The following is a 16624-nucleotide window of genomic DNA, read 5'->3' as shown; positions in this document are numbered from 1 at the left end:
TTGCCATCGTTTCTTTGCAGAGGAAAGGCGCCGTCTGTTTCGCGACGTACCAAGCCGCGCCATATGGCGTTTCAAACACAGTTTTCACCGGTTTTTGACATGCCAATCGCCTGACCATCAAACCTGTTCTCTACGAACAGGGAAAACACCTAGCGTTTATATCCCATCACGTGCCACAGAACCGTTTCCAACGGGCTACCGGTATAAAAGCTGTCATTATTGTGCCGAAAGAAGGCAAGGAGCCGCAGGGCGCCTCCTCGGAGCAACCTAAGCCCGCGCCCGTTTCTCCTCGCGCTCCCTCCTCGAGCCACCCTTCCGCACCTGTTTCCTTTCGCCCGCTCTCACCACGCCCGTCCCCTCGCGCTCGCCTTTCCGCACCCCCTCTCGCAACCCCACCCGCGCTCCTCCTCAGGGTCAAACTGTGAATGTTCCAAGGAGACGCGGGTGAATTCGATTATCCTCTTGCATCGCATTCTCGTCCGCGGTATGATGCTTATTGAGATTGATTCTCATTAAGAGAAACAATGGGAGCACGAACAGACGAGAAGGAGAATGCACCTATGAAGGTACGCGCCCAGATTCCCACCGCTGACAACTGCAACAACTTCAGCATCGCCACCGGCAGCGAAACCGCCGTCGGCACCACGCTCGACAACCTGAAGGCCGCCATCGGTGGCGAGACCGGCGCCTCCGCCAAGTACGCCGCCTTCGCCAAGGCCGCCAAGGAGCAGGGCTACGACCAGATCGCTCGCCTGTTCGAGGCCACGTCGGCCGCCGAGCAGATTCACATCGGCCTCGAGTACGCCCTCGTGAGCGAGATCGAGCCTGACTTCGAGAAGCCCGCCGCCCCCGACTGCTCTGGCGAGGCCACGGACCTGAACCTCATCTCCGGTGCCTGCGGCGAGATCTACGAGACGTCCGACATGTACCCGGCATTCATCAAGAAGGCCCAGGAAGAGGGCAATGCGAAGGCCGTCCAGGTGTTCACCCGCGCCAAGCTGGCCGAGTCCGTGCATGCCGAGCGCTACCTGGCCGCGTACAACGACCTCGACGCCGCCGACGACGACGCGTTCTACCTCTGCCCCATCTGCGGCTACATCCACAAGGGCGAGGATTTCGAAAAGTGCCCCATCTGCTTCTGCCCGAAGGCCACGTTCACCGCGTTCTAAGCCGCGCGAGCAACCGCGCTCGCCTTCCCGCCGAGCGCACATTTCCCCGAGAGCGACCGCCTGCCGGCGGTCGCTCTCGTATGCGCGGAGTTGCAAGCGCTGCTAAGCCTCGTACCTACTGGGAGCAACTTGCCCGTACAATGGCCCCTCCGCACCATCGTCCCGATCGCGAGGTCGCATCCCCGAAGTCGCAAGCACCTTTTCGGCCGTGTTCCGCCGCCATCTTTCCAGATGTTTCACGTGAAACATCTGTTCTTCTTTTGCCGCACGGCAAATGGGCTACCATGGAGGCGACCGAAAAAACGGAGGGAAGGCGGCATCATGGGCCAGGAGGACGGAACCGGGAGCGGGACCATCGACAGCGTGCTCGCGCACAACCGGGCGTTCGTGGAAGGCGGCGAGTTCGCGCGCTATGCGACCGACAAGTACCCCGACAAGAAGTTGGCCGTGGTCTCGTGCATGGACACGCGGCTCACCGAGCTTCTGGCGGCGGCGCTCGGGCTGAAGAACGGCGATGCGAAGATCATCAAGGTGGCCGGCGCCGAGGTGGCGCACCCCTTCGGCAGCGTCATGCGCTCGCTGCTGATCGCCGTGTGCGAGCTGGGCGTAGAGGATATCATGGTCGTGGCGCACACGAACTGCGGGGCACAGCATATGAGCGGGGCGGCCATGATCGACAGCATGCGCCGCTTGGGCGTATCGGAGCAGCGCATCGAGTTCGCGCGCCACTGCGGCATCGACTTCGACCGCTGGCTCGCCGGCTTCGGCGACACCGAGGAGTCCGTGCGCAAGAGCGTCGACCTCATCCGCAACCATCCCGTCATGCCGCCCCACGTGCGCGTGGCCGGCTTCGTGATGGACTCCGTCACCGGCGAGCTGGTGGCAGTGGCGTAGCAGACACAAGCGAGGAGCCTGGGCAAACGGCTTGTGCGCCTTCCGTATCCATCTCACCGCGCTCTCCCTCGGCGTCGCACGCCCGCTCGCATCCCGCCCGCCGGTTCGCATCCCGCGTGTTCGTTCGCGTTTCCCTACCCTTCGGCCTACGGCTCGACAAGCGCCTGCTCCAACACCAGGTCACGCGTGCATTCCTCGGGCGTGAACGGCACGTGCACGTCAGGCGCGAGACCCCGGCCCCGCAGGCCGCGGCCCTCGTGGGCTGCCTCCGTCTTGGCTATGGGATACACGAGCGAGAACCTTTCATCGAGCGGCGCGACTACGAGGTTCGCGTAGTCCAGGCTGCCCCGCGTCGCACGGCCCACGGAGCGCACCTTGCCGCAGCCCTGCGCGGCGGCGCGTCGGGCGATGGCCGCCAGCCGCTCGGCCGGGCCGCTCGTGCGCACGTCGGTGAGCAGCAGCGTCCTCTGCCCCGCGGGGGCCGGCGGGAACAGCATGTCCTCCTCGAGCTCCGCCTCCTTCACGAAGCCTTGGCCTGCGCAGGCGGCCACGTGATCGATCTCGGCCTGCACCCAGGCCCTCCCCGCCTCATCGCTCATTTCCAGCAGGCGCGTGAGCTGACGTGCGCGCAACCGTGCGTTGCGCTCGGTGTAGCGCGTGTAGACGATCTGCTGGCCCATGAGGTCCCTCAGGTTGACCTCTCGGTCGAAGAAAAGCGCCATCAGGCCGAACGCGTTGCCGATCATGCCCTCCCCCGCATCGCGGATGTCCACGATCACGCGGTCGGCGCGCTGGATGTCATCGAAACGGCCCTGCATTGCCTGCAGCACCGATGCGTCCGCGAAGTGGTGCGCCGCGATGACCACCGCCCGCTCGTTGCCGTGCGGTCCTGCGCCCTCATGCAGCTCGATGGTCGGAGGCCGCAGGCTCGCCGCGAGACCAGGGCGCGGGAAGCGCTCCACCGGCAGGTCCTCCTCGGCGCCGTCGGCATGGCGCACCAGCACGCGCATGCACCGCGCGACTTCCTCGTCCCAGAGCTGGCGCTCGGGATCGTCGCCGTTCACGGGGTTGCCCGGCAGGCTTGCCAAGTGCTCGTCCGGCGTCCGACCGTCCAGCAGGCCCACGGCGTCGCCGGGCGCGAGGCGGTCGTCTTCGCGCACCTCGGTCACGTAGAGTGCGTCGCCATGGCGACGCACCGAGAAACCGCACGTCGTCGGTCGAAAATCAGCCTTTGCAGACGCCTCGAATGCCAGGCCTGGATCTTGGAACCCTGCCAAGTAGCGCCTCACGCCTTGCACGAACAGCTCGTCGTCGAGCGCACCCGCCGCTTCGGCCTCCGCGAGCGCGGCCAGCCACGACCACGCTCCACCGCACGGGGCGCACTCGGGCTGTCCCGCGTAGTCCGCCTCCATAATATGAGCAACCGTGCGCGCAATCGCGCTGTACCCTTCCGCCATGCCGCCGCCTCTCGTTGTTGCGTTTCGCGCTCCGCCGCCACGGCCCTTCCATCGTGCGGCATGCCTTTCGGAGCCTATTATAGCGGCTCCCCGCCGCCCGCCTCACGCCTCCAGCAGCACCTCGCCCGTTAGCGCTTCCACACGCACGCTGTTCACGCGGCCGTCGGCCACGTCGATCTTGGCGATGCAGCGGGGAAAACCGCCGCGCGGGCGGAACGCGGCTCCGGGGCACACGACGTACGTGGCCGGCCGTGCCTCGGGGCCGGTGACGATCTCGGGCACGTGCGTATGCCCGTGGACGCACACCTGGGGAATGGGATCGCCCGGCGCGAGCGCCCCCGAGCCCGCGAAGTTTATCTTCACGTCGCGCGGGTAGTGGGCCACCAGGAACCTCACGCCGTCGATGACGGGATGCGCGAAACGGCTGACCGCCTGCCCGTACTCGTCGAAGTCGTTGTTCCCCAGCACCGCCGTCACGGGCGCCAGCGTTTCCAGCTCGCGGAGGATGGGCGGGTTGCCGATGTCGCCCGCGTGGATGATGTGGTCGCTGTCGGCCAAGGCCACATACGCCGCCTCCGGCAGCTGTCCGTGCGTATCCGAGATGATGCCGATGACGGTCATAGCGCACTCCTTTCCGACGCGCGCCCGCTTTCGGCGCGCTCCTCCTCCACCAGGTCGATCAAATCCTGGTGCGTGTGGATATCCAGCTTGGCGTACACGTGCTTGACGTGGGCCTTCACGGTGTTGCGCGACACGACCAGCTGTTCTTGGATGTAGGCGCGGTCGCGCCCGCGCGCCAGCATCATGAATACCTCCAGCTCGCGCGGGCTCAAGCCGTAGCGCTCGGCCAGCGTGTGGCAACGCTCCGCGAACTCCTGCTCGGGCGACTTCGCAACCGCCTGGTCCACCGGCGTGACGCCCGCGATAGTCTCGGCGAAGCTGAAGTGCTTGAGCCCGATGAGCGCATAGCCCACGAACACGAGGATCAGCGTGCCCGTGACGAAATCGACCGCCGGAGACCCTGTGCCGAACAGGTCGTTCGACCACACGCCCAGCGCTGCACCCGCGGTGGAACCCAGCCCGGACACACCGCGGCCCCAGGCGAACGTGGCCACGGCCGCACGCGGGTTGCGCCCCGCCACGGCAATGAGCACGAGCCACGCCACCATGTCGAACAGCGCGTTGCCGGCCGCGAGCAGCGTCACGCTTCCCACAGCCGCGTATGCGCCGCCGGCCGACACCACCAGGAACCCAGCCACCACCAGCAGCACAGAAACCTGCGCCAGCAGATCGGCCGGAAACGTTCGGCGCGACAACAGCACATACAGCGCCACCGTCGCCACGGGAACGATACCCAGGAAGTCGGATACCGGCACGCCGCCCACCTCGCCGAAGCGCAACGAGTAGCCGAACGCCACGCGGAACAGGAACAGGCACACGAACAATTGGCTGGCCAGCGGCAGAAACGTGGAGGGCTGGGTGACGGAGAAATCGGCCGGCGCCTCGCCACACTCCGTAGCTTGAAGCACGGGCTGCGCCAAGCGCCACACCAGGGCCACCGTGGCGAAGGGCAGCAGCGCGAACAGCACCGTGCCCGCCCCCGCCGGAATCACCCACACCAGGGCCGTCACCGCGTATTCCGCGACGAACGCCAACGCAATGCAAGCTCCCGCCTGGCGCACCTCCAAGCGCGAGGCTGCCGCACCCACCATCACGATGGCCCATCCACGCCCGATGGACAGCGCGCAAGCTGCGGCGGTAAGCGCCACCGCGCTGCCGGCGTACAGCCCTGCCGGCAGCAGTGCCGAGCCCACCGCAAGCAGCACGAGGCAACCCGCCGTGAGCGCTCGCATGCGCAGAAGCGGCGGCCTGAACGTGGCCACAAGGCCCACCGCAATGAGCGTAGCGGCATTGGCCAGCACGGACACGTCGCGAGCGTAGGTGAACACCGCGTCAAAGCGCGGGAACACCACCACATTCATGAGCGACGTGGTGAGCAGCACGCACAGAAGCGCCGCACACACCCGCCAGAACGGCGCGGCGAACAGGGAGGGGGCTTGTTCCGGGGAAGCGGTCATGTCCGCCATTGTAGCATGCACGGCTTCCCCAACAGGTGCGCAGCTGCCGGCAAGGCACAGCAGACGGCGACGCCCCGGAGGAGTGGCGGGGCGTCGCCGAAGGGAGGGAAAGCGGCAGGCTCGGGTGAAAGAGGGAAAGAGTCCGAGCCTGCCGCAGGGGTTGGCGGGTGGCACGGGCGGCGCGAAGGGAAGCGCGCCGCCCGGAAGCCGCGGGGGGCCGGCCGGCTGCGGTTGCCGGCGGGCACGGCCAGCAGGCTCTATGCCTGGCCGGTGGCGGCCAGCATGCCGGCGCGGCGGCCGAAGGTCATCGTGCGACCGCAGGCCAGGCCCGTGAACAGGTTCGGATAGCTCACGCTGAAAAAGCCGCCCGAGCAGTCGCCGGTCAGGTACAGGCCCTCCACCGGTGTGCCGTCTTCGCGCACGGGATGCATATCCGTGTCGATCATCACGCCGTCGAGCGTGGCCAGGAACCAGGCGCCGGTGCGCACGCCGTAGAACGGCGGCGTGTCCAGCTTCATCAGGCGGTACGCCTCCTTGTTGTAGTCCTCGTCGCGCCCTTGCTCGGCAAGGTGGTTGTAGCGCTGCCACGACTTCACCGTATTCTCCACGGGGATGTTCAGCTTCTCGGCCAGCTCCTCCATGGTGTCGGCCTGCTGGATGTAACCGGCCTCGATGAGCTTCTCGAACTCGGAGGCCATGGACTCGATGGTGCGGTTCGACGGCGCGCCGTTGTCGAACGGGTACAGGCGGCAGCAGCCCACCTCGTTCATCTGGCGCACCTGCTCGGCGTAATTCGCGTCCCAGATGTCGCAGTACGTGTGGTGCGGCTGCATATAGGCCGAATGCAGCATGTAGTCGTAGGGGCCGGACTCGTTGCAGAAGCGGTTGCCGTTCAGGTTCACCTTCATGAACGGCTGCTCGCCGAACCAGAACCACTCGCCCACCGTGCCGTTGCCAGCCGTCTGGTCGGGCTTGCAGCACGCACGGTTGAACGTGCACGCCGCGCCGAGCGGGTCCATCTGGCCGCCTGCCCACAGAGCCGCCTTGATGCCGTCGCCGGTGGGGTTGCCGCCCTTGCCGGGAGCCGCGATGCGCAGCGCCTGGTTCCACGGCTGGCGCGCCTCCATCATCTCCAGGTTGTTGCCGTAGCCGCCCGTGGATAGGATGACGCCCTTGCTGGCGTTGATGCGCAGGTAGTGGCGGTCGTTCACATCACGGGCGATCACGCCGGTCACGCGGCCGGAGCCATCCTGCTCGCACTTCACCAGCTCGGTGTTCCAGCGGAACTCGGCGCCCTTCTCCTGCGCGTATTCCATGAGCGACACGCCGAAGCTGAAGCTCTTGTCGTCCTTCGAGAGGGCAGTTTTTTCGGGACTGTGGCCGGTGGCCCACGCCTTGTCGCGCGCGCCCTGTCCCGTCGTGCCGATGGAGCCCTCGAAGTTCATGACCATGCGGCCGTCGCGCTCCACGATGCCGGTGATCCAGTCCAGCATGGGGCCGGACTCGTTCGCCCACAGCTTCACCAGGTCGTAGTTGATGAAGCCGTTGGCATAGCGGACAATGTCCTCCACGGCCTCCATCTTGTCGATCTCGAACTGGGGATACTCTGCGAACGACGCCTTCTGCAGAGCAGAGTCGATGGCGCCGATGTCCTCGCGCGGGTTCGCCACCTTGGACACGCGGTCGATGCCCAGCACGCGAGCGCCGTTCTCGGCGGCGGAGATGATGGCCGGCAGCCCACCGGTGCGGCAGCCCACCACCAACACCTCCACGTCCAGCGTCTCGGCGATATCGGCCTCGGGCACCTCGGGCGCCGATCCCAGCCAGGTTGGCGTGCCCGTCTCCCCGACGCGTGCGTTAGCGGGGGCTGCGGCGGCATCGACGGCGTAGCCGTTGCCGCACCCGGCCAGCGCGCTCGCCGCGGCGGCGCCCAGCGCGGTGATGCCCGCTCCCTTGAGGAAGCTGCGGCGCGAAAGTCCGCTGCGCTCGTTACTCATTGGGAGCCTCCCATCCCTCGGGCGCGGTCAGCGCATGGCATTCGTTGCACACGAGCGTGCTCTTCTCATGCACCTTATGGCAGTCGCCGCATTCAAGCGCGTAGTCCTGGTGGCTGGAGTGCGGGTTGTACTTCTCGTCGTTGCCCTCGAAGCCCCAGGTGCCTGCAACCACCTCGTCCATGCTGTGGCAGCCGCTGCGCGCGCAGAACTCCTCGGAGGCGAACTCCTTGCCCGTGGCCAACATGCCCGTGGCCTCGTCCATCGGATAGCTGTCGCTCGCCCATGCCATTGCCTCGGACACCTGCGTGGCGAACTCGGCCTCGTGGCAGCTCAGGCATGTGTCGCCGGCCGCCGCATGCTGCGTGACCAGCTTGCCCGGGTCGCCCTCGCTGTACGTCTCCACGTACTTGTCCATGGGGCTGTGGCAGATGGCGTTGCAGAAGCTGGGCTGCTCATGCCACACCCACGCCCCAATGCCGGCTACCAGCACCACCGCCACGATGACGCCCGCCACGATGACGCCGCGCCGCGCGCGTTTCGGCGCGGGGGCAGCCGGGTTGGCATCCTGCGAGGCACCGGCTGCCGGGGTGCCAGGGGCACTCGAGGCGCCCGGGGCGCTGTCGGCACCGGGAGCAGCCGGGGCACTCGGAGCCCCGATCGCGCCGTCTGCGCTATCCTTGTCGACCATGTCCTCCTCCTTCTCCTTCTCTGGTTCGATCGGTGAAACCCTTCGGCCGCATCATGCAGGCCAGCGGAGCAACCGACCATTACCCCCGTGGGGGCATTTTTACGTTTTTGCTGGTGAGAGGTTTAAATGGAAAGGGAATGGCACGGAGGGGAACCACCCTCCGAAGAAGCAGCCGCCCGTTGCCGAGGAGAGAGCGCAGCCAAAGCCTCCCGTTGTCGGGGGGGGGTGCACGGCCGAAGCCACCCGCCGCAGCGGCGGAGGGGCCTCGTTTCGCCTACGGCCGCAGGGGTGTCGACGCTCCATGCGGCAACTGCGCCAAAGGCGTGCAAGATAACGGCAAGGTGTGCATGGCGGATATGCAAGATACCGGCAAGATCGGCACGGCGGATACACAAGGATTGGGCAAGATCGGGGCGATTCCCCGACGGCGATATTGCGGTCGCCCGGCAAGGTTGCGGCGGTAGGATAGGGGAACGGAGCGCAGAGGCGGCGCGGTACCACATCCCTCTCCAACCTTATCCCCTCTTGCAGGGCGAAACGGGAAGGGGGTGGCAACCATGACCGATTTGGTTTTGCTTACGGCAATCCTTGAGCTGATCGCCAGCGCAGTGCATCTATCTGCGGCTATAATAGAAAGGCTCCCCGTCCGTAAGGACAAGGAGCGCTAACCAAAGCCAAACCGCCGAAGCGATTCGAGAGCCGTGGGGAGTCAACAGCTCCCTGCGGCTCGACTTGCATGATAGCAAAAAACCAAAGCGCGTGCCACTTATATCGAAGCCTTGGGCACGTCTATACCCATATTTCACATCCATCTTCGGCAGCCGATTCCCGCTGAAGCCCGAACCGTCCAAGGAGAGCCAGCCGTTGCTCGAGCGCGACCGGCAACCCCGCCTCCTATCCTTCTCTTTCATCCCAAGGGAGCATCTGCATGACAGGGATGTGGCGAGGGGTATTCGCTTTGGCGGCCCCAGATAGACGTGCGGGAAGGCAGGCGCGGCGGGGGATACTCTGGGCGAGGGTTGCGGGCATCTCCGCTTTCGCACTCGGAAGTTGACGAAACCGTAACTTTTAGCACTCGTTGCTTGACAGTGCTAATGCAACGTTTTATAACAGTCTCGTACAGAGAAAACCGCACAGATAGAGGCTTAGGTTTTCTCATTCGACCCGGCACCCGACCGACAAGCCGGATGCGCCGCCGAAGGGAGCCCGAGCCTCGCACGACACGTAGGAGAGTGATTAGTATGGCCATGATGGTACCCATGCGGAGGAACCGCAACCTGCTGAGCGAGCTGATGACCGACCCGTTCGACGCGTTCTTCAACGCGGCCTCGGCCCCGATGCAGGCGATGCAGAAGATGTCGCCCACGCTCATGCGCACCGACATCAAGGAGACGGACGGCGGCTACGAGCTGACCATCGACCTGCCGGGCTTCAAGAAGGACGACGTGCAGGCCGAACTCAAGGATGGCTACCTTACCATCAACGCGCAGACGCAGAGCGAGTCCGAGGACAAGGACGAGGAAGGCACCTACGTGCGCAAGGAGCGCTTCAGCGGCAAGTGCAGCCGCACGTTCTACGTGGGCGACGACGTGGAGGAAGACGACATCAAGGCGAAGTTCGAGGACGGCGTGCTGAAGATCGCCGTGCCGAAGAAGCAGGAGCAGCCGAAGCTCGAGGAGAAGAAGACCATCGCCATCGAGGGCTAGTTCTGCGAGGTACACGGCCAGTGCGCAAGGGAAGGCGACCGCAAGGTCGCCTTCCTGCTATGATGGGACGCAAGCCATTCGCAGCACTATCGAGGAGGAACCATGGACGACGAGACGCGGCGCGGGATCGAGGCGTTCCGGCGCTGGGTGGACGAGACGAAGCCGGGACGCATGGTGTTCTTCGGCGGGGCGGGCGTGTCCACCGAGAGCGGAATCCCCGACTTCCGCAGCCCCGACGGGCTGTACGCGCAGAAGTACCCCCATCCACCCGAGCAGATGATCTCGCGCAGCTTTTTCGACGCGCATCCGGCGGAGTTCTTTGCCTTCTACGGCGACCGCATGCTCGCGCTGGACGCCCAGCCCAACCGCGCGCACCGGAAGCTGGCGGACCTGGAGCGGGCCGGAACCCTGTCCGCCGTGGTCACGCAGAACATCGACGGCCTGCACCAGAAGGCCGGCAGCGAGCGCGTGCTGGAGCTGCACGGCAGCGTGCTGCGGAACTTCTGCATGGATTGCGGCGCGGCATACCCGGTAGACGAGCTGCTGCGCCTACGCGACGAGGCCGCTGACGGCGTGCCGCGCTGCCCCGCGTGCGGCGGCATCGTGAAACCCGACGTCGTGCTGTACGAGGAGGCGCTCGACGAGCGCACGCTCCAAGGATCCGTCGACGCCATCGCCCATGCCGACCTCCTGGTGGTGGCGGGCACGTCGCTTTCCGTGTACCCGGCAGCGGGCCTTATCGATTTCTTCCAGGGCGACCACCTGGTCATCGTGAACCGCACCCCCACCCCGCGCGACCGCCAGGCCGACCTCTGCCTGGCCGCGAACGTGGGCGACGCGTTCGACTTCTAGCCGCAACCGCAACCCGTCCTCCCACGCTCCGCCGAGCAACGCGAACGAATGTTTCACGTGAAACATCGGCGCCTGCTCCCGGAAAAACGAGCGGGATGGCACGTCAAGCTACCGAGAAGGAGCAACCCTATGCCCGAAGCCGCCAGCAAAGCCCCTGCCGTCCCCGCCGCCGATGCCGCCGCCAGCGCTGCCACGCCCACGCCCACGCTCGCCGGCCTGCGCCAAGTGTCCGACGGCTGGATAAAGAAGTACGTGCTGACGTACACGATGCCCGACGGCTCGGCCTACGAGTACGAGAGCGCCTCGCGCAAGGGGCCGGAGGCGTACCGCGCCGAGCTGGAGGCGCACGCGCGCGGCGAGAGCGCGGCATCCGACGCCGTGTGCATCGTTCCGCAGACACCAGACGGCCGGCTGCTGCTCATACGCGAGTTCCGCTACCCGCTGAACAGCTGGTGCATCGCGTTTCCCGCCGGGCTCGTGGACCCCGGCGAGGACCTTGCGGCAGCCGTGGACCGCGAGCTGCGCGAGGAGACGGGCTATGCGCTGCGCGCCGACCTGGGCGCCGCGGCGCTCGACCCGCTGCCGCAGGCGGGCTTCTCGTCCACCGGCCTCACCGACGAGACGGTGCAGGTGGTGTTCGCGCAGGTGGAGCGCGTGGCTGATGCCCAGCCCGAACCCTCCGAGCTCATCGAGCCGTTCCTGCTGCCCATCGCCGACGTCCCGCGCTTCCTCGCCGAGAACGACACGCCCATCGGCACCCGCGCGCAACTCGTGCTGGAAGCGTTCGCGCGCCGCCGCTAGGTGCCGAACCTTCGACCCCCGCGCGCCCCGGCCGCACCGCTCGCGGACACCGCCGCGCGTGGCCGCTGCCAGGGCGCTCGAGCAGCTGGGGCGAGGTAGCGAGCGACGCCCGCCCGCTACCTCGCCCTCACGCAGGCGTGGATGCCGCCGCGCAGGTTCGGAACGCCCTGGGCGGGGTCGAGGTTCCAATCCGCGTCGGGGAACAGCATGCCGTCGTTGTGGAGGCAGGCGCCGCTCAAGCCGGCCGCAACGCCCGGGGCCGTTTCAGGCTTCCACCAGCCGTGCGGCACGCGCAGCGTACCCGCAGGCTGCGCCTCGTCCAGGTGGGAGAGCAGCTCCACCTGCCCGTACGCCGTCTCCACCGAGCACCATACACCCTCGCCGATACCCTCGGCCGCAGCATCGGCCGGGTTGATGAAGAACCGCGGTTCCGGTTCCTGCGCGCGCAGCGCGGGCATCTGGTGCAAATTCGTGTTGTACGACTTCCGCTCGCGGAAGCCCGCGAACGCCACGTAAGGGTACGCGCCCTCCGGCGCCGCCTCGCAGCCGGGGTCGGACGGTTCCTCGTAGAAAGGCAGCGGGTCGAAGCCCAGCTCGGCCAGCACGGAGCTGGCGAGCTCCACCTTGCCGGAGGGCGTGACGAACCGTCCCGCGGCCGGCACCTCCGTTTCCACCGCTTGGCGCACGGCAAGCTCGTCCCAGGTCAAGCCGAGCGGCGCCAGGCGCCAATCGTACAGCTCGTGCTCGTCCTCCCACGGGAATTGATCGGCAAAGCCCAGGCGGTCGGCCAGCCCCTTCACCACGTAGTACCAGCTCTTGCACGAGCCTGCCGGCTCGCAGAACGCCTGCTCGCACACGAACGCCGGCGCCACCTCGAACTGCGGCGACAGCACGTCGCGCTCGGCCCACATGTCGCCCGGCAGCACGTAGTCGGCCAACTGCGCCGTGGGCGTGAGCCAGTGCTCGAAGGCCACCACGAGATCCTGGTTCATGAAGCCCTCGACGATGCCCTGTTGGCCTGCATAGCTCATGACCGTGTTGTTCGCCACGGAAAACACGGCCTTCACCGGATACGGCCCCTCGCCGCGCATGGCGGCGAACAGCGCGGAGGGGTCGCAGGAGCACGCCTCGGCCATGAGGTCTGGTTCGTAGGTTATGCCCACGCGCTCGTTCGCCTGCCGGTAGAGCTCCGACGCCCTGAACGTGAGCAGCGGGTGCGCCTCCGCCCCCAGCTGCAGGACACGCTTCTCGGGCGGGAGCAGATCGAACGCGGCCAGCTGGGAGTTCGTCACGCCGCCCAGGGAAGGCCCGCACACCATTTCGCTCTTGTTCACGAACCCGCAGAGGGCGCGCAGGATGCACTGCGCCTGCAGGAGCGACGTGGAGTTGCGCTGCATGTCGCCCACCACGCCCCAGGGGATGATGGCCGCCTGCGCCCGCGCGTACACGCGCGCCGTCTCGCGGATAAGGTCGGCCTCGATGCCGCAGATGGCGGCCACGCGCTCGGGCGGATACTCCGCCGCACGGGCGGCCAGCTCGTCGAAACCGATGCACGAGCCCTCCGCGAAGGCGCGGTCGTAAAGTCCCTCCGCGATGACGACGTTGATCCACCCCAGCGCGAGCGCCGCGTCGGTGCCGTAGCGGATACGCAGCTGGTAATGCGCGCGCTTCGCCGTGGCCGTCTCGCGGGGATCGACCTCGATGAGCACTGCCCCGCGCTCGAGCGCCGCGTTCAGCGCCAGGTACTCGCCGGGCCAGCGCTCCTCGTCGCGATCCTGCCCGAAGTAGACGATGCAGTCGGCCCGCTCCCAATCGGCGCCGGCGAACCAACCGTACACAGCGCGGTGGACCTGCGCGGTGTTGCCCATGCACAGCGCCACCGGCGCCGTGTAGTTCGGCGTGCCCAGGCAGTTCATAAAGCGGCGGGTAATGCCGCCGAAGCCCGTGTTCAGCGGCATCTCCGCGAACGCCACGGCCTCGGGCCCGTACTCGCCCACCACCGCCTGCAGCCGTGCGGCTATCTCGTCGAGCGCCTGGTCCCACGACACCTCCTGCCACTGCGGCTCACCGCGCTCGCCCACGTTCTTCAGCGGCACGGTCACGCGATCCGGATGCAGCCGGTACGCGTCCACCATGTTCGCCTTCGGGCAGATGGCCGGAAAGTCCGGGTCGGCCGGCAGCACGCGCAGCCGATCGCCGTCGATCTCGCCCTTGACTTGGCAGCCCCCGTCGCAGAACACGCAGGTCGAATACTTCGTCTCCATGGTTCCCCCTCGCACGTCGCCCACCGGCATGATTCCCCTGACAAGGCAGAATATACGCGCGCAACGCCGCATGCGCAAGGATGCGTCGCCGCATCGCCCACGTCCACGGCTCGCTACCCGGCAGATCCTAGCGGTTGATCACCTGTATCTGCAGGCCCTCCATGACGTCGAGGGCTTTCTCGTGCAGGTCGGGGTCGAACGAGGCCGTGCAGGCGGCGTCCACGATGACGGGCACCTCGGGGCAGGCGGTCTTCGCCAGGATGGCGTTGGAGATGATGCAGATGTTGGACACCAGGCCCACGATCTCGATGCTCGCGAACGGAAGCTTGCCCACCGCATCCGCAGCACGCTGCGACTGGCGGCAGCGCTCGAAAAATGCAGCCGAGCCGAACGCCGGCTTGCAGAACACGGTGTCGGAATCGCGCAAGCAGTCCGCAACCTGGCCGTACAGGTCGTGGCCGGGCGTGCCCTCCACGCAGTGCGCCACGGGGAGGTTCTTCCCCTCCTGCGTGTCAAGGTAGTTGCGACGGTGCGTATCGAAGGTGAACGCCACCTCGTCGCCCGCCTCGCGGTATGCGGCGATCTTGTCGGCTATGGGCTTCTCCAGCTTCTCGGCACCGGGAAAACCCAAGGCCCCGTCCACAAAGTCGTTCTGATAGTCCACCACCACGAGCAAACGTTTCATGATCCTGTTCCTCCCCTTCATCCGGCCGTCATTATCGGCCTGAAGCGGTACACGGGTACCCGCCGTTCAGCCGACCGGCGCGGCCGACTCCGCCAAAGGCCCCGCCTCATGGCGCGCCAGCTGCTCCAAAAGCCAACGGTATTCCTGCTGCACGCGCTCGTACAGCGCCGTGACGGGAAGGCATGCGCGCTGCACCACGGCCATGACCTCGTCGTAATGGCGCTCCATCACCGCCACGCACGAATCGTCGATCAACCCGCCGTCGCGCTGGTCGGCCAGCACCTCCAGCACCCGCTCTTTCGGGAACGCCTCCTTGTAGCTGCGGGTTCCCACGAGGGCGCTCACGATATCGGCCACCGCGATGATGCGGTCCGCCATCTGCAGGTCGGCAGCCTCTAAACCGCGCGGATAACCCGAACCGTCGAGCTTCTCGTGGTGCCGCGCCGCCGCAGCGGCGATGTCGAGGGGCACGCAGCCGGCCAGGATCGACTCGGTCAGGGTCACGTGCGTGCGCATGACGGCCATCTCGCGGGCATCGAGGCGCCCCGGCTTTTCCAGAATGCCGAGGGGAATGCCAATCTTGCCCACGTCGTGCAGCAGTGCAGCGCAGTACACGCGGCCCCTCTCGGCCTCGTCCTCCATGAGACGACGGGCGATCTCGTAGGCCGTCCATGCCGTGGTCACCGTATGGGTGACGGTGTGGCGGCTGCGAAAGTCGATGACATGCACGAGCATGTCGAGGAAGGCCGTGGCATCATCGGGATCGGCCGCGGCCGACACCTTGCGCAGCGCGTCCTCCACATCGAAACCTCCGTGCAGCCGTCCGAGCAGTCCTGTGCTCCGTTCCGCTTCCTGGAACAGGGCCCGTCGCTTCACGCGAGAACTGGCCTGCAGGGGCGTTCTCCAGCGCATGCGCCACCTCGTCGGCGCCTGCCCGGGGATGCTCCAGCAGCAGCATGTCCACACGGTCGGCCACCTGCAGCACCTGCGCGAGAAAGCGTACCGCCGGGTCTTGGCTGGCGAACAGGCGATCGGGCATATGGTGGTAGAGCACGACCTCGGCGTAGCCGGCCAACGGCGAGAGCTCCTTGAAGAACAGGTAGCCATAGAACGAATGCTCCCACACGGCGCCCGTCTCGAACTCCACGAGCCGGTCGATTTCCTCGGTGCGGTAGGCGCCGATGTCGTGCATGAGCGCCATGAGGCACGCGTCGCGACGCCTTGCCGGCTCCCACCCAGCCGCCTCGAGCATGGCGTCCATGATCGCGCCCACCCGCAGGCCGTGATCCACCAGCCGGGAATCCACGCAGTTGAGCGCCCGCTGAATCATCACGGTCGCGCCAGCTGCACCAAGGTAGTCGGACAACCGGACAGGATGGTCGAGGTGCGGGGGCACAAGGGCCACGAGGCCCTCGGCGTCATGGGCGGCCGCGGACATGCTAGTCGAGCGCGGCTATCTGCGCGCGGGCCTTGTCCAGCTGGGCCTCCACATCGATGCCCACGATATCCAACCCCTCGGCGGCCACGAACCGCGTCTCGGGAATGCCGAACATCTTGGCAATGCCGCAGAAGTACTCGTAGCCGAAGTTCGCGCCCTCCACGAACCCGCCGCACGACGCGATATAGGTGAGGCGGGCCGCCTTGCAGATGCCCTCGCACCGGGCGTCCTCGGTGTAGTGGAAGGCGATGTCGCACACGCTCACGTGCTCCATATACACCTTGAGCGCCGCCGGGAACGACAGGTCCCAGTAGGGCGCACCGATGACGATCTCGTCGGCCTCGGCGAACTGGTGCGACAGGTCGAAGATGGGATCGCCCCATTCCTTCGCCTTCTGCTTCTCGGTGCGGTAGGCCACCATCTGAGCATCGAACGGCTTGAGGCCGAGCGCGGCCAAGTCGACCTCGACAACATCTTCCTTGCCCTGCAGATACTCGCGGCACAGCGCCAGCGTGCGCGAATCCTCCCCGCGCATGCAGGCGTTCACGAACAACGTAGTCATGAAAGCTCCTTCGGTATATCATCGTGCGCCTTC

15 protein-coding genes are annotated in these 16624 nt (G+C 66.7%); 5 read left to right on the top strand and 10 right to left on the bottom strand.

Features of this window, described 5'->3' with window-relative positions:
• Window positions 1-560 precede the first annotated feature (560 nt).
• Both ngr and K9U15_RS02850 read left to right on the top strand, forming a co-directional pair.
• The gene (ngr, locus tag K9U15_RS02855; RefSeq protein WP_157004667.1) at window positions 561-1169 is read left to right on the top strand and encodes a nigerythrin; all 609 of its coding nucleotides are present in this window, start codon (window positions 561-563) and stop codon (window positions 1167-1169) included.
• A gap of 321 nt (window positions 1170-1490) precedes the next feature.
• On the top strand, window positions 1491-2063 hold the full coding sequence (locus tag K9U15_RS02850; protein ID WP_123672720.1) for a carbonic anhydrase: 573 nt from the start codon (window positions 1491-1493) through the stop codon (window positions 2061-2063).
• Window positions 2064-2209: 146 nt separating this feature from the next.
• On the opposite strand, the gene K9U15_RS02845 is transcribed toward K9U15_RS02850, so the two are convergent.
• The 5 genes from K9U15_RS02845 to K9U15_RS02825 all read right to left on the bottom strand — a co-directional run bounded on the left by K9U15_RS02845 (window position 2210) and on the right by K9U15_RS02825 (window position 8283).
• Entirely contained in the window at window positions 2210-3520 is a 1311-nt protein-coding gene (locus K9U15_RS02845; protein ID WP_301155580.1) for a hypothetical protein, read from the bottom strand.
• 102 nt (window positions 3521-3622) lie between these two features.
• On the bottom strand, window positions 3623-4141 hold the full coding sequence (locus K9U15_RS02840) for a metallophosphoesterase family protein (protein ID WP_301155579.1): 519 nt from the start codon (window positions 4139-4141) through the stop codon (window positions 3623-3625).
• Window positions 4138-5598: a LuxR family transcriptional regulator gene (locus K9U15_RS02835; protein ID WP_301155578.1), complete on the bottom strand. Its 1461-nt coding sequence runs from the start codon at window positions 5596-5598 to the stop codon at window positions 4138-4140. The genes K9U15_RS02840 and K9U15_RS02835 overlap by 4 nt, the downstream gene beginning before the upstream one ends.
• A gap of 257 nt (window positions 5599-5855) precedes the next feature.
• A complete protein-coding gene (locus K9U15_RS02830) occupies window positions 5856-7595 on the bottom strand; it encodes an FAD-binding protein (RefSeq protein WP_301155577.1) in 1740 nt (579 codons plus the stop codon).
• Complete coding sequence (locus K9U15_RS02825; RefSeq protein WP_301155576.1) at window positions 7588-8283, bottom strand: cytochrome c3 family protein; 696 nt, start codon at window positions 8281-8283, stop codon at window positions 7588-7590. Before K9U15_RS02825 ends, K9U15_RS02830 begins: the two co-directional genes overlap by 8 nt.
• Window positions 8284-9524: 1241 nt before the next feature.
• Between K9U15_RS02825 and K9U15_RS02820 the strand changes: the two genes are divergently transcribed.
• The 3 genes from K9U15_RS02820 (at window position 9525) to K9U15_RS02810 (ending at window position 11642) form a co-directional block, all read left to right on the top strand.
• The gene (locus tag K9U15_RS02820) at window positions 9525-9989 is read left to right on the top strand and encodes an Hsp20/alpha crystallin family protein (protein WP_087190197.1); all 465 of its coding nucleotides are present in this window, start codon (window positions 9525-9527) and stop codon (window positions 9987-9989) included.
• A 102-nt stretch (window positions 9990-10091) separates the two neighbouring features.
• Complete coding sequence (locus tag K9U15_RS02815) at window positions 10092-10841, top strand: NAD-dependent protein deacylase (protein ID WP_123672728.1); 750 nt, start codon at window positions 10092-10094, stop codon at window positions 10839-10841.
• A gap of 129 nt (window positions 10842-10970) precedes the next feature.
• Complete coding sequence (locus tag K9U15_RS02810) at window positions 10971-11642, top strand: NUDIX hydrolase (protein ID WP_123672730.1); 672 nt, start codon at window positions 10971-10973, stop codon at window positions 11640-11642.
• 116 nt (window positions 11643-11758) lie between these two features.
• Here K9U15_RS02810 and K9U15_RS02805 read toward each other — a convergent pair whose 3' ends face one another.
• The 5 genes from K9U15_RS02805 to K9U15_RS02785 form a co-directional block, all read right to left on the bottom strand.
• Window positions 11759-13906 carry a molybdopterin-dependent oxidoreductase gene (locus K9U15_RS02805; RefSeq protein ID WP_301155575.1) on the bottom strand — a complete coding sequence of 716 codons (2148 nt, stop codon included), beginning with the start codon at window positions 13904-13906 and terminating at the stop codon, window positions 11759-11761.
• 127 nt (window positions 13907-14033) lie between these two features.
• Complete coding sequence (locus K9U15_RS02800) at window positions 14034-14591, bottom strand: cysteine hydrolase family protein (protein ID WP_087190200.1); 558 nt, start codon at window positions 14589-14591, stop codon at window positions 14034-14036.
• 66 nt (window positions 14592-14657) lie between these two features.
• Window positions 14658-15392 carry an HD-GYP domain-containing protein gene (locus tag K9U15_RS02795; protein WP_301155574.1) on the bottom strand — a complete coding sequence of 245 codons (735 nt, stop codon included), beginning with the start codon at window positions 15390-15392 and terminating at the stop codon, window positions 14658-14660.
• The gene (locus K9U15_RS02790; RefSeq protein WP_301155573.1) at window positions 15346-16029 is read right to left on the bottom strand and encodes an HD-GYP domain-containing protein; all 684 of its coding nucleotides are present in this window, start codon (window positions 16027-16029) and stop codon (window positions 15346-15348) included. The genes K9U15_RS02795 and K9U15_RS02790 overlap by 47 nt, the downstream gene beginning before the upstream one ends.
• Window position 16030: 1 nt before the next feature.
• Entirely contained in the window at window positions 16031-16591 is a 561-nt protein-coding gene (locus K9U15_RS02785; RefSeq protein WP_301155572.1) for an NAD(P)H-dependent oxidoreductase, read from the bottom strand.
• Window positions 16592-16624 lie beyond the last annotated feature (33 nt).

It is taken from the genome of Gordonibacter sp. RACS_AR68, assembly GCF_030418485.1.
GTDB lineage: Bacteria > Actinomycetota > Coriobacteriia > Coriobacteriales > Eggerthellaceae > Gordonibacter > Gordonibacter urolithinfaciens.
This window is presented reverse-complemented; position numbering and strand designations above follow the sequence as displayed.